This is a genomic window from Geofilum rhodophaeum, from assembly GCF_002210225.1.
Lineage (GTDB): Bacteria > Bacteroidota > Bacteroidia > Bacteroidales > Marinilabiliaceae > Geofilum > Geofilum rhodophaeum.
In genome coordinates, this window is sequence record NZ_MWUJ01000007.1 from 38,198 (window position 1) to 52,355 (window position 14,158).

7 protein-coding genes are annotated in these 14,158 nt (G+C 52.1%); 3 read left to right on the forward strand and 4 right to left on the reverse strand.

All coding sequences use genetic code 11. The annotated features are described in order from the left end of the window. Positions 1-28 precede the first annotated feature (28 nt). The 3 genes from B4W65_RS08315 to B4W65_RS08325 are packed head-to-tail and all read right to left on the reverse strand — an operon-like array spanning position 29 to position 5,618. The gene (locus tag B4W65_RS08315) at positions 29-1,462 is read right to left on the reverse strand and encodes a DUF5723 family protein (RefSeq protein WP_088654684.1); all 1,434 of its coding nucleotides are present in this window, start codon (positions 1,460-1,462) and stop codon (positions 29-31) included. A 46-nt stretch (positions 1,463-1,508) separates the two neighbouring features. Beyond that, complete coding sequence (locus tag B4W65_RS08320; RefSeq protein WP_146697751.1) at positions 1,509-3,125, reverse strand: hypothetical protein; 1,617 nt, start codon at positions 3,123-3,125, stop codon at positions 1,509-1,511. A 15-nt stretch (positions 3,126-3,140) separates the two neighbouring features. Next, complete coding sequence (locus B4W65_RS08325) at positions 3,141-5,618, reverse strand: OmpA family protein (protein ID WP_088654686.1); 2,478 nt, start codon at positions 5,616-5,618, stop codon at positions 3,141-3,143. Between the two features lie 335 nt (positions 5,619-5,953). Between B4W65_RS08325 and B4W65_RS08330 the strand changes: the two genes are divergently transcribed. Further along, entirely contained in the window at positions 5,954-6,511 is a 558-nt protein-coding gene (locus B4W65_RS08330; protein ID WP_088654687.1) for a hypothetical protein, read from the forward strand. A 10-nt stretch (positions 6,512-6,521) separates the two neighbouring features. On the opposite strand, the gene B4W65_RS08335 is transcribed toward B4W65_RS08330, so the two are convergent. Further along, on the reverse strand, positions 6,522-10,880 hold the full coding sequence (locus B4W65_RS08335) for a PKD domain-containing protein (RefSeq protein ID WP_158522805.1): 4,359 nt from the start codon (positions 10,878-10,880) through the stop codon (positions 6,522-6,524). A gap of 186 nt (positions 10,881-11,066) precedes the next feature. Between B4W65_RS08335 and B4W65_RS08340 the strand changes: the two genes are divergently transcribed. After that, entirely contained in the window at positions 11,067-12,092 is a 1,026-nt protein-coding gene (locus B4W65_RS08340; protein ID WP_158522806.1) for a PorP/SprF family type IX secretion system membrane protein, read from the forward strand. Then, positions 12,077-14,146: an OmpA family protein gene (locus B4W65_RS08345; RefSeq protein ID WP_088654690.1), complete on the forward strand. Its 2,070-nt coding sequence runs from the start codon at positions 12,077-12,079 to the stop codon at positions 14,144-14,146. Before B4W65_RS08340 ends, B4W65_RS08345 begins: the two co-directional genes overlap by 16 nt. Positions 14,147-14,158: the final 12 nt, after the last annotated feature.

Here is a 14,158-nt window from a genome sequence, read left to right on the forward strand (position 1 = left end):
CCTTTTTTGATCTTATACAAGCCCAACCCTACAAAGAAGCAGGCGCCAGCATAGGCCGGTTGCGGTAACCATGTCGACCAAAAATCAGGTTGAGCCCCAGTTTGACACTGAGCTCTCGTTGATTGGGAAACATGGTGAACTCGTCGCCATCAAAGTTCACATTGGCGTAATGGGTAGGCAGATAGTCGGCAATGGCAAAAAACTGAACGGGACCCAGCAAAAGAGAAAGTCCGCCACCCAAACCGCCGCCACCTTTAACCCGGTAACCGTAGTTGGCGTTGAGAGCCAAAAAGGTATAGGGCTGCCAGTTGGCCGACAGATTAAACTCCTGTCTGAAATTCTGCTTTTGCATGAGGCTGCGGGAGAGCACGCCCAGGGACAAGGACTTGGTCAACTCGTATTGTGCACCCACATACAAGCCAGGAACTAAAGCCATTGAAAACTGCTCTTCACCTGTAGTGTAATCTATTACTGTTTTCAACGAATCGCCGATGGCATCCAGGGCTTCATCCAGGTCGTCCTTATTGGATCCGTCCACCTCAAGTCCTTCAAAACTATAGTGACCACCAAACGAAAGCGTATTCAAATCTTCCTTCCACTTGATGAATCCTAAATTGGTAAGGGCTGCCGACAATTCCAAACGATTATTCAATTGGTAAACGGCACCGAAATCAAAGGCAATACCGGGGTTCTTAAAAGAGCTGAAGTAAGAACCCCACTCATCGTCCATGTCTCGTCCTTCTATCGACTCGGGAAAATCGCCGGGCGTTTCGTTCTCTTCTATTTCGAGAGGAGCCGAGGTGTAAACCTTGCCATCGACATATACATCAAAGACTTCACGACTGGTGTGCAACTCAAAACGACTGATGTCGGTCATTCCGCCCATCACACCAAAAAGCGGCTTAACATTAACCCCAAGGGTAAGATCTTCGGTCCACTCACGACTGTAGCCGATATTGATTTCCTTATAGGTCACCATTTTTGTTCTCAGGGTACTGAAATCGAAACGACTGCCATTGGGAAAACCTTTATCGGTGATCCGAAACAAATCGGAAGGTACGCCCATGGCCACCGCCCCTTTCATGGAGAGACTTACTGAAATGTAGTCCCGTCCGGTACGAAACCCCAGTCCCAGCAACTGAAAATCAGTCTGCTCGTTAAGGTTAAAAGCCTGGCCCGAAGCATCGTAAAGGTCGCCGTAATTAAAGCGCTTACTGAGTGGACTTACCCACTCGCTGCCGACATCCTGAAAAACATCCGAAAAGGCCAGGTCGCTTTGAAACAAGGCATTGACATTGGGCAAGGCAAAAAAGCCGTTGGCTCTTGGCTGCATGGCTGGATTGGTGTACTTGGTCTGGGGAATAACTTCCATAAAGTAGAGGGCCATTGGATCCTGAGCCAACACCTGACCAGAGATCAAAAACAGTCCCGCCAAACCATATATAAATTTCTTAAACATCATTGTATTCAAAATTAGGGGGTTGATAGTTCTAACGCAAGATCAGGGATTACTGTGGCATGGAACCGTTCAGCTCGGCAGACACCTTGGCTCTGAAACGGCTGTCTCCATAGATTTTAACCGCTGTGCTTCCCTTACTGGTGGATAACTCATAGGCCAACACAATATTCTTAACCTCTCGTTGCTTAAACAAACTAATTTGGGCGGCAGTCAGTCCCACCTTAAAAGAAGTCGCTGCCGGGGCTCCCTTGTCTCCCCCTTTTACAAATTCGGTATTGGCGTCCAAAAGATCATCAACTTTTTGTCCTTCGGCATCGATTACCCAGGCCGCAACTTCAATTTGAATGGGCAGCTCGTTTTCGAAATCAAAAAACACTTCCGCTACCTCTACATGGTCCACCTCGTCTTCCGACCCATCTATGATGTCCATAAAATCAAACTCCACCGTATCCATACGTGCATAAGTGTCGGCCCAAAAATAAAAAGGCACCTTCAACACCAGATCAACTTCCAGATCACGCTCCGAAAAGATAAAATTCTGATCGGGCGCCTCAACACCAGCAGGTGCCTCCGGATTGCTGCTCGCATATATATCGGCCAGCATTCTGGCCGGGGAGCTGTTGCCTATTTCAACCGCATTGGAATTGCTGCCGTTAACGATAAAATTACCGTAGCCGGGAATCAAGGGATTGCCGGCAGTGGCAGCAGGCAGGTAGTCGAATCCAATGGTGGATTCATCGTTCATTTCCAGCAAAACGGGCGTCTCATCATCTGCGTGAAAGAAACGAATATTGGTCGCTTCCACATAAAAGGGCACCCCTATGCTGTTGTACACTTCCACATCCATTTCAAAGTCGGCGATGTCGATGTGCTCGTCAAACTCGATCTCGTCAAAAAAATCGAAACTCAGACTGGCATCCATTTCGTCGGCTTCCTGGTATCCAAAATAACCGTAGGCCGATTCGTAATCCATATCTCTCATTTGAAAACCCAAGGTCACCTGATCGCTCATAGGAAACCCGCTGAAATCTTCCACCTTAAAATTCACAGTAAGACGACTTCTATAAGGCTCCACCTCGTTTGAGGTAAAATCCAACTGGTAACCACTCAAATCAATGTACTCATCATCGCCCGACTGAAGCACAATTTCAAACGCTTCTCCGTTGCTACTGACTTCGGGGATTTGAATACGCACCGAGCCAGACAAACCCATGGGTAAGCGGGGACTTAAAATCATCTGTCCCCTTTTCATCAACAACTGGTCGTAACGCACATCGTCTTGATGACTGAACATCACCTCTTCGCTGTAATCCCATTCTGTTGTACCAGCTTTGAAAGGAGCAGCCAGCTCAGTCGGCATACTAAAAGTCCAGAATTCATAAACCTCCGGAAGGGTAACCAGATGCGACCAGCTGACCATAACCGGCTCACGATGCAGGTAATAAACCAGACTGTCCCCCCCAAACCAAAGGTTCTCATCGAGGTCTTCAATCATATCGTATACGCTGAAGTCGATGCTGGCCAAGGGACCGGCAAAAGCCAGCTCGCGGCCATCGTCCTCCTGCAGTTCGTTAATCACAATATCATCCTGTTGACACGAGACCAGCAAGGCAGGTGTCACCATCAACAAGAACAGGTATAAAACAAAACTATTTCTTTTCATCATTCGCTGTTTTTGGTCTTAGTCAATCACTTCAATCTCTACCCGGCGGTTGGCCGCACGACCTTCTTCAGTATCGTTGGGGGCTATGGGCCTATCAAAACCGTAGCCGGCCGACTCCATACGGTCTGCAGCAACACCTTGCATTTCCAGATAGCTTTTAACGCTTTGCGCACGGGCACCTGAAAGGCGATTGTTAACGGCGGCCGAACCCACATTATCGGTATGTCCGCTCACTTCTATTCGTACGCTTGGATTCTCGTTGAGCAAACGTGCCAACTTGTTGAGCTCGGTGTACGACTCGGTACGCAAAGTGGCTTTCCCAGTGTTAAACAGGATGTTTTCGACCACAATGCGCGCACCTTTTTCCATGGGCTGCATGCTGTAATTGCGCACCAACAAAGTGGAGTCGGTATCGAAACTCAGGGGACGGTTCAAAAAGAAATAACCCTCTGCATTCAGCTCCAGCAAAAAGGGACCGGTATGATCCAGAGCCATACTGAAACGACCACTCACACTGTCGGCCTGCACCACCATAACGGGGTCTTGCGAACCTGCGGCATACACTGCCATATGGGCTGCTACAGCTTTATCGCTGCCTTCTTCAGTGACTCTTCCGCTGTGTACGTATTGAAGACGACTGCTCTCCAAATCGATGTTCAATTCGCCGTTATCGCCTTTCATAGCCAGAGCAGTAAGCGGATGGGCTACACTGTGGTAGTCTTCTGCACTAACGCGTAACTCCCCGTTTACTTTATCGGCCAAAGTTATAGAATAATAACCGGTAGCCGCTTCGGTATAGGCACCGACCAACTCCAGAGAGTCGCTGTCCGACCAAAAAGCCACCCTGGCCTCCAGGGCATCACCACTGTCCTTATCCCGTACATTTCCCCAAATGGTATAGGGGTGCAATAAGCGCTCCAAATTGTAATCGCGACGCAACTTACTGTGCCTAAGAGTGGGCATCTCAAGCGTATCGGTAACACCCACATAACCGTCAACACTTACCTGAAGCGCATAAGCACCTACGTCCTCCATAGGCAGGTAATACTCTCCGGAAAGACTGTCGGCATCTACGGTGAAAAGGGCGCGACCGGCTTCCAGATCGATCATGCTTACGCGGGCGGGCAAAAGGTTGCCGTTGTCGGCATCCCTGACTTCTCCCCAAACTTCGAAAGGAATGCGGGTATCCTTACGGACCACATACAAATCCAGTCCGCCCAATCCGCCATCGCGATCACTGGCCATAAAGGCTTTGGTAGAGTCGGAGGTGGGGATGTAATACATTTCGTTGGCAGCGGTATTAATCGGATAACCCATATTGACGGGTTCTCCCCAGGTGCCATCGGGCTGACGCTCACACTTGTATATATCAAAGCCACCAAAGCCTTCGTGGCCGTTAGAGGCAAAATATAAGGTGCGTCCTTCGGGACTGACATAAGCGCCAATCTCATCTTTGGAGGTGTTAATGAGCGAACCGATATTTTCAGCCTTTCGGTATTTGTAATCGCCTTTGCGACGTGCGTACCAAATATCCATTCCACCCTCACCTCTGCGATCGCTGACAAACCAGGCGTGCCCATCAACAGAAACAGTCAGTGAAGTTTCTTTGTACAACTTTTTATTAACCGCCCCCCGCAAATAGCTGGCCAGGTGCAGGCGACGATACCCCATTTGGTAATCGATGAGGCGACCATTGCGCTGTTTACCCCGGTAAACAAACAGATTCAACCGGGCAGGATCCACACCTGCAACCCCCATGTGCTTGCGCGAATTTGGGTGGTTCACCGCTACACCATCGCCAATCTCTCCGTTGGTATAATTGGCCACAAAAATACGCTCTCTGGAGCTGAAGCGGGCCACCGGTTTTTGCGGCAGGCGCTCGGGATGTCGACTGGTATAATAGAAAACATTTCCGGCATGTATCTCATAGGCAGCGTACTCATCAAAATAACTGTTGATACCCGGGCCCATGTTTTCAATAAAATAAGGCAGAGAGTCCTTAACGGCAACAGCTCCGTATCTACAATTCTGCAAGAGGCGCTGATATTCCTTTTCAAAACTGCTTCTGCCCAGAAAACCCAGACTGGCATAGTAGGTATTGTAGGCCGCCTCGGCTGCGGTAAACCGCTTGGCGGCTACCAGGGCCTTACCCAACAACAAGTAATAATCACCCGCTACCGAAGGATCGGCCGCCTGAAGGTACGTGGCCGCTTCTGCAGCAGCACCACCAAAAAGAGCACTGGCCCCCAAGCGATAGTTCAGAGCCGACGAGGCGGCCGTCATTTCGAAGAGCTGACGGTAATGCCGGTAGGCATGACTGTGAAAACCTTTACGATAAAAGGCGTTTCCTTTTTTCAATTGTTCATTGACCACCCCTTCTTGCTGGGGACCGGTGAGTGCAACAATTTCATTCTTGGACAGGGATACCGCTTCCTGCGCGCGACTGCCAAAGGCCAGCAGAATCAGCAGAAGGCTTCCAAGGAAAAGTTTCTTCATAGGAATTGTGGTTTAAATCTTTTAGTACGCAAAGAAATTCGTTTCAGTTGCGTTTTTTGATGTTTCAGCCAGAGTTTTGACCAATTTACAAAAATAAAGGACCAACGAAATAAAAAAGAAGACCAACGACGGGTTTTAAGACTCATTAACATATACAAACCACCGGCATAAACCGCGTCAACACAGACAAACGCCTGATCATTAGTCCAACCAACCACCTCCATTCTGTAAACAAGGAAGTAGAACAAAGAACCAGTTTTATAAAATTTTCACTATTTTCGGTAGATTTTTTATGTGATCCCATGAGCCACTTAAAACTACTAAGTCCGGACAGAATGCTGAGCAGCGACAATTACCTGCACATTACCAACGATGTAAATCAGGCATTGGTGGAGTTCGGTTATATTGTAAAGGGCAACTTTTTAAAGTGGATGGTTTATGGCGACGACCTCAGCGAAGAAAAAACCGATCCGCTTTTTACCCGCATCTGTGCCGCACTGGCCCGCAATGGCCAACTCGATACGCTCTTGCACAGCGAACTTTTGCAAAAGGTAGACAAGTACCTCTACGATTTACCGGCCCGACGCCGGATAGCGCTGGCTTTCATTCTGTTTAACAGCGAATCTTACGCCAACTATGTAGTGGAAATGAGCGAACAGGACAACCTCAGTAAGCAGGAACTCAAACTGGTGCTGGGACGTCAAATAGAACAGGAGATTTATGTAGGCGGGAGCTACGACATGGAACGACGCATACGGGAGATGCTGGTAACCGATGTGCGTCATTTTGCTTCAGAATTCAGCTTCATATCCGGAGGCATAAAAAAAGAGCGGGTTCTGGAATTGCTCGACATTTACAGCCGCAGCTCCATTGCCGCCCTCGATTTTGATTAAGCTCCTGCGCTTAGCGTATTAACTTTAAGGTTCCATTTTTCTCCAGCAAAGCCTCTTCCTCGGTACGTACCTGCACCTGATAACTGTAGGTCTCTGCAGGTTGGGGACTCCCCTTCCAGGTGCCGTCCCAACCTTCATCAAGCCGACTGGATTCGTACACTACCTGTCCAAAACGATTGTAAATCCGGAACACCACCAGGTCGCGCAGGCCCCACCCTTGTACAAAAATTCTGTCGTTGATGCCGTCCCCGTTGGGTGTAAAAGCATCGGGCACGGCCACCGAATACTTTTTTTCGACCGTTAAGACAAAGGGATAGCTCAGATTAAAACAAGCGCTGGTGTCTTGCACGGCCACTTCATAGGCCGTGGTCTCTGTAGCCTTAAACACAGGATTGGGAGTGGTGGCACCCTCTTCGATGTACAAATCTGGCGACCATCTGTAAGATGCTATACCTTCATCACTTACATCCAAGGCGACCGTCTCCCCAATAATAAGGGTGGTATCTCTGGGGTAAACCACCGGATATTGCTGAACAAGAACGGCTACACTGTCTTTGTCCACACAGCCATTGTGATCGGTTACTTCCACCTGGTACAGCGTATTTTCGTCCGGTGCAGCAAGGGTTGCTGCCTGGCCGGCATTAAAAACAAAATCATTGGGCGACCATCGATAAGCCTCCCCTCCTTCAGCCCAAAGCTGAGCAGTGGTACCATAACATATAAGCGTGTCGGCCGATGTGGTAATAACCGGCAAGGGAAATACTTCCACACCGACATGCCTCAGGGTATCGCTGCAACCCAGTGGCTCGTAATAGGCGATCAGTTCCAGAGGATATAAGCCGGCTTCGGAATAATACATTTCCATATCGGCTGTTGTGCTTTGCTGCCCGGCACCAAATCCCCATAGGTAATGTGTGGCATTCAGGCTCTGATTCTGCAAAAGGGCCGTATGGGGCACACACCCCGCCTCACTGTTGTCGGCGAAAGCAAAGCGGGCCCTCAGATCCCACACCTCAAGGGTATCTACTATGGCTTTGTTGCAGGTATTGTCGGCATCGCTGCGCAAATACAACACAGGGTTAACCGTTCCAGGTGCCGAGTAAAGGTGAGACACTTCGTCCCCGGTGGCCGAGTAACCGTCCCCAAAATCCCATTGCATATCGTACACATTGCGGGCATCTGCCATCGAAAACCGGACCTCAGCATTGCGACAAACCACCTCATCCACCACCATTTCGGCATAGGGTCCGCCCACCTCAATATAAGCCGGCTTAACAATGGTATCGGCACAACCGTAGGTGGTCCTGCTGATCAGTGAGACCGTGTGCTTACCGGGACGATTATAGATAAAGAAAGGATGCTGCTCTTCGGACAGGTTGTCGCCCTCTCCAAAGTGCCACGACCAGCTGCCGGGGTAAGGCGTTTGGGACAGGTCGCTGAACTGCACCGACAAGGGGTAGCAGTTGGCCGCCAACACATCGGCCTCAAAGTCGGCCACAGGCGGTTCCTGAACATCAAAAAAGTCCTCCTCGAAATGTGTCATTTCACAACCGTGAACATCCTCAATATGGAGATTAAGGGAGTACCTTCCGGGGGTGGAGAAAAGCACCTCAGGCCGGGCTTCGGTAAAGACCCGTCCATCACTCAACTCCCAGCGCCAGGCAACTATCTCGCTGTTGGAGGTGTCGAAAAAGGCAATGGTGTCGCCCACGCAAAGCTCTTGATCCTCGGCACCAAAGGCCGCACTGGGCGATATGGCCCGAACCGCCTGGTTGTTGGTCACCCGATGCACACAACCCACTTCATCGGTCACTTCAAGACTCACATTAAAACTGCCAAATTGGGTATAATCGTGTGTTGGATGCTGCTCTGTGGAGCTTGCTCCATCACCAAAGGTCCAGTTCCACGACACCAGGGGCGACTCGGAAACACTCAGATCGGTAAAACCAAAAGTGACGGGCATACAGCCTGTTTGGTAATCCACTTCAAAATTGGGTGCCGGCTGGTAAATAAAAAGCTCTTGCGTCAAAGTATCTCTGCAGCCGTTGGCATCCTGTACCACCAGCGACACATGGTGACTGCCCTTTTTTGTGAAAGCATAGTCCAGGGCCTCCATACTGGTCAGCACCTTATCTTCCTTGGGCAACAGCCACACGTAGCGCACCGTTTGGTTGTTGAAAGAAAAGGGCGAATGATCGATGGATGCCGAAGGGTCGAGGGTAAGGGTGGTACCCAGACAGGGTCTGCCGGAACTCAACTCAAAGTCGGCTTTGAGCTGCCGCACATACACCTCGCGGGTCACCACATAATCACAGCCGCTCTCCGCATTAAAAGCCGTAAAAGTCACCACATAATTGCCCGATTCGGCATAGCGGTGTTGCGGATTAAGCGTGTGCGTAACCAGAGACGAACCGTCGCCAAAATCCCATTGATAAGAAGTCGCATCCAAGACCTCTGCGCTGAAAGCATAATTCAGGGGATCGGCACAATTCCGCTGCACCTCCATGGTGGCATAGGGACCCAGAATGTTGACTACCTTACTTTTCGTGATGGTGGATGGGCAACCGTTGTTGTAAATGGTAAGCGAGACATCCATCTGTCCCGTTTTTTCATAATCGTGAAAGGGCACGGGCAGGGTGACTTCGGCGTCGTCGCCGAAGTCCCATATCTCGCGGGTGCGCTGGGCTGCCGGCGGCGAAGTGATTTCAAACACCACGGTTTCCGAAGCACAGCGCTCGTAGGAGCCCAAGCGATTAAAATCGACGGTCAAGTGCGCTCCGGCGTTGATTTGTTCTGTTTGGGTGCGTACGCAGCCCTTTTCGGTTGTTACCCGCAACTGCACCGGCACTTTCCCGGCTTCGGCAAGCGACACGTCCAAAGAACTGCCGCTTTGCCAGGCGCCACTGCCTACCCGCCAGGCCATCGCCACCACCTCATCCTTATCGGTTGCGTAAGTGGTCCGATCGCTGAAGCTGAGCGACATAGGCACACAGCCGGCCAGGGCCGGATCGCTGCCGGCCGGGGTCATCGCCACCTGAGGCAAAACCACCTCCACCAGGTTCTTTTTTACCACCGTGGAAGTACAGCCATGGGGACTGGTAACAATGAGGGTATCGGAAAAAGTGGCGCGCCCATTTTGCAACTGCAATTCTTCGGGCAGGGTTACGCTTGGGTTTTCAGCGCTTGACCGCCCACCACTCCCAAAACGCCAGTCGTAGCTGGCGGCATTGTGCGAGGCATCGGTGTAGCGCAGGGTCGCGGGGAGCTGGCAGACAAACTCGTCCGACACCGTAAAATCCGCCTCTACCCTTTCTACCACCAGCGTTTGCATGGTACTGTCGGCACACACCCCATTGTCGGCAATCAGCCACACCTCATAGGTACCGGGTTCCAGGTAAGACTTTTGGATGGAAGCGGAGCGACTGGTGCTGCCGTCGCCAAAGCGCCACAGAAAATTATCGGCATGCGCACTGGTATTGGTAAAGCGGACACTCTGGCGGGGACAAATGGTGGTGGCCGACATGGTGAAATCGGCTTTGGTCTCCACCACCGAAATCAGGTTTTCACGACGGACCGTTGAGCTGCAGCCGATATCGTCGGTCACCGTTAAAGCCACCGAGTAATTGCCCTCCGCAGTGTAATGGTGCAAAGGCGCATGCTCCGTGGAAGTAGTCCCGTCGCCAAACTCCCACAAGGAAGTGAAGCCACTGCGCGCCAGAGAATTGTTGGTAAATTGCGCCTCCAGTTCTCCACTGCATGAAGTGGCCGGATCCACCCCAAGAATGGCGTGTGGTCGCAACACATGCACCAGTGCCGGCTCCGTAGCGGAAGACCGGCAGCCCAGGGCATTTTCCGCCACCAGCGTCACATCAAAGTCGCCGGCCGGACCATAAGTATGTTCGGGATTTTCAAGGCTGGAGCCGTTCCCATCGCCAAAGCTCCAGGAGTAGGTCAGTTCCGAAGCTTGCGGATCACTGCTCAAATTATTGAAATTAACCGTATAGGGTCCACAACCAATCGTATCGCTGAGCAGTTCAAAAGCCACCTCCGGCAAGGCCCCCACCACAATAAAATTTTCCTTGGTGGTGCTGACGGTCTCCCCCTCATACTGCACCCTGAGGGTAACCGTATAAGTGCCGGGGTTCACATATACGGCATTGGGGTTTACGGCAGTAGAAACCGAACCATTGCCAAAATCCCACTCGTAACTATAGCCACTGCCCGTAGGCGACAAATTACTAAAACTCACCTGTAAGGGAGCACAGCCCGTGGTGGGAGAAGCAGAAAAGTCGGCCTGCAACTGCGCTGTGGCCCATGCCACAACGCTCCACAACCCCAATATCATCAACAAACGCATCCGAATTAACATAGACATCTTTGGTTAAATACAGCTTCCTCAAATAGTTTTCAAGTCCCACCAAAAAGGACCGGATAATCGGAAACCTTTTACAGGAAGCTTGGTATAATAAGGCTTGAACAAGCGATATGCAATATAAGAAAGCAATTGCACAATAAAAATAAAAGCGCTACTTTGAGTCGGAACAAAATGCCACTTATGCAAAAAAGCTTTTACCGATATATCCTCCTTATACTGTTGCTTCAAGGCTGGGGTTGCGTGCTTCGTGCTCAGGGCTTGCATTTTTCGCAGGCTTACAGTGCGCATTTAACGCTGAATCCGGCCAACACCGGACGCTACAACGGCGACATGCGGGCGGTGGGCCTCTTTCGACAACAAGGCCACCAATTGGGCAACGACTACCGTACTGCCTACCTCAGTTTCGAAAAGCCCTTTTATTATAAGGAAGAGCGCATTGATGCCGGCCTGTATTACAGTCGCGACAATTCCGCAGGGAGCACCTTTCCGGCCGACCGGCTTAACCTTTCCGGGGGGCACGGACTGCGCATTGGCGAAAAATCCCATTTGCACGCCGGTTTGCAAGTGGCCGCCGTTTACCGCCAAATAAACTGGAGCGACACCAGCTTTCCCGACCAGTACAACCGGGGCACGGGCGGCTTCGACCCGGGATTGCCCACGGGCGAGCAGCTCGACAACAACCGGAGCTTTTGGCTGGATGCGGGACTGGGCTTGGTTTACGGCTACCAAATGAAGCGTGGACTGCTGCTGGCCGGTTACTCCCTGCAGCAAATCAACCGTCCCGACGAAACGCTCTTTGGAGAAAGCTACCGTTTGCCCATGAAGCACATTTGGCATGCCAAGGCCGACATCGACCTGGGCCACCGTCTGTTTGCCATCCCTGCTGCTTTTCTGCTGAAGACCGGGGAAGCACGCCTGTCGCTCCTAGGCGCCAACCTCGGCTACCAGCTCGAACCCTGGCTCAACCGGCACAACAGTCTCCTGGCGGGACTGCATATCCGTCAGGCCGATTTCAGCGATGCCCGTTCCCTCATCTTCTCGCTGGGGGGCAGCTGGCAATACTGGACTTTCTTGGTGGCCTACGACACCGACATCTCACGTTCGCGCCACAACAGCATCTCCGCCTTAGGCATTGAAATGAGTCTCAGCTGGGTACTGCCCGGCACGCCAATCACGCAAAGAAACATACAATGGGAAAGATACTGACCATACTGCTGCTGTGCTGCACCCTGAGTGCCGCCGCCCAAGAGGCCGATTCGCTTTCGGTGCTTAAGGACTGGCAGGTGAAGGGCTATGCCGAAAGTGCGCTGCGCGTCAGCGACAACTGGCAGGCCCAACAGTATTTTGAGGAATGGTACAGACGACAACCCGACGAGCAAAGTATAGGCCTGCAACTGGGAAAGCTTTACCTGAAAAACCGGCAGTACCAAAAAGCCCTGCAGCTTTTTGAGCAACTCTACCAGAGCAATCCCCGTCAAAACCTGGAGGCCCAGTTCTACCTGGCCGCCACCCAAAAAATATTCGGGCGCTACGAAGAAGCCCTGGAGCACTTCGAAGTACTGCGCCTGCGCCACCGCCGCATCGGCGATCGCAGTCTCAACCGCAGCCGCATGGAAAACGAAATAGCCGGCTGTCACATGGGCCTTGCTGCGCGCGACACAGTAGTCACCACAGCAGTAAATCCCCTGCCCGCGAGTATCAACCACAGCAATATGGTGTACGGACCGGTTTTACTGAGCGACGGAGCCTTTGTTTATGGCAGCATCCGTCCCAATGCCCCCGGGGAGACCGACCTGACCGAAGCTTACCAAAGCACGCGGCAGTTTTACAGAGCCGAACAGCAGGCCGACAGCAGCTGGGTGGGCCAATTGAGTCCCGAAACGCCTTTTGTCAACACCCCCGAATTCGATACCGGTCGCGGCGTATTCTCCATCGACAAAGAACGGTTTTACGCCACCCGCTGCTTCATCGACCATCGGGGACGGCGAATCTGCCAAATCTACGTGTCGCACCTGCAAAACGGCGAATGGAGTGCACCCGTCGCCCTGGGCCCGGAAGTGAACCATCCCCGCTTCACCTCGGCCCAACCCGCAGTAGGTACCCTCTTCGACTCCTCCATGGAAGTCCTTTATTTTGTGTCCGACCGGCCCGGCGGGGCCGGAGGTATGGACATCTGGTTTACCGTGTACAACAAGCGCAACAACAGCTACCGCAAGGGAGAGAATGCCGGCGTCTTCATCAACACCGCCGGCGATGAAATCACGCCCTTCTTCGACCTGCCCTCCCACCGCCTCTACTTCAGCTCCAACGGCTGGCCGGGCTACGGGGGCATGGATGTCTTTTATGCCTCGGGCAACATGGTTACCTGGGAACCCGCGGTCAACGCCGGTGTGCCCATCAACTCGTCCTTCGACGATTTCGACTACATCAAAAACTTTTCGGGCCAATTTGGTCTGCTCGTCAGCAACCGACCCGGTCTCCAACAGCAAGAAGCACCCGTACCGGCCGACCACCTCTTTGCCTTTAGGGAAAAACAAGCGCCCCGAGTCCTGTTGACCGGTCAACTGATGCGCGAGGACCGCTTGGAGGAGCAGCTGCTCGACCACAGGCCCGACCGACCTATGGTGGGCGACAGTACCCGCACAGCCATAATGAACCAGCCCGTAGCCATTGCCATGGTCAAGGACTCTGCCTCCGCCCTGTTTCTGCAGGAAGTCAGCACCAATGCCGAAGGCCGTTTCGAAGTGTGGGTCGATCCCAATGCCGACTATCGCCTCAGTGTAGTCGACAGCACCCTACTCGAGCGCAGCTTCTCGGTATCTACCAAAAACATGGACCAAGGCTCGGTGCTTCAAATGGACACGGTGGCCCTCAACACCATTCCCCAAAGAGCCATCGTCATCGACAACATTTACTACGAATTTGACCGTGCCGAACTAACGGCCGAAGCGCGCTCGGTGCTCGACAGCACCCTGCTTCAAATACTGGAACGCTACCCCCACGTAAAAGTCGAAATTGCGGCCCACACCGACGATGTGGGCAGTCCCGCCTACAACAAACGCCTGTCCGAACAGCGTGCCGCCAGCGTAGTCCGTCATTTGGCCGGCAAAGGCATCTCCCGCAGCCGACTCAGCGCAGTAGGCTACGGCCAGGAACGCCCCCTGGCCCCCAACAAGCATCCCGACGGCAGCGACAATCCGGAGGGGCGACAAAAGAACCGACGCACCGAATTCACCCTTCGGGGCATGAACCAACCTTAAAACCAAAATCAA

Coding starts and splice junctions, on each gene's coding strand:
- B4W65_RS08335 (WP_158522805.1), bottom strand. CDS start 10,880: ATGTTAATTCGGATGCGTTTGTTGATGATATTGGGGTTGTGGAGCGTT.
- B4W65_RS08345 (WP_088654690.1), top strand. CDS start 12,077: ATGGGAAAGATACTGACCATACTGCTGCTGTGCTGCACCCTGAGTGCC.
- B4W65_RS08330 (WP_088654687.1), top strand. CDS start 5,954: ATGCTGAGCAGCGACAATTACCTGCACATTACCAACGATGTAAATCAG.
- B4W65_RS08315 (WP_088654684.1), bottom strand. CDS start 1,462: ATGATGTTTAAGAAATTTATATATGGTTTGGCGGGACTGTTTTTGATC.
- B4W65_RS08325 (WP_088654686.1), bottom strand. CDS start 5,618: ATGAAGAAACTTTTCCTTGGAAGCCTTCTGCTGATTCTGCTGGCCTTT.
- B4W65_RS08340 (WP_158522806.1), top strand. CDS start 11,067: ATGCAAAAAAGCTTTTACCGATATATCCTCCTTATACTGTTGCTTCAA.
- B4W65_RS08320 (WP_146697751.1), bottom strand. CDS start 3,125: ATGATGAAAAGAAATAGTTTTGTTTTATACCTGTTCTTGTTGATGGTG.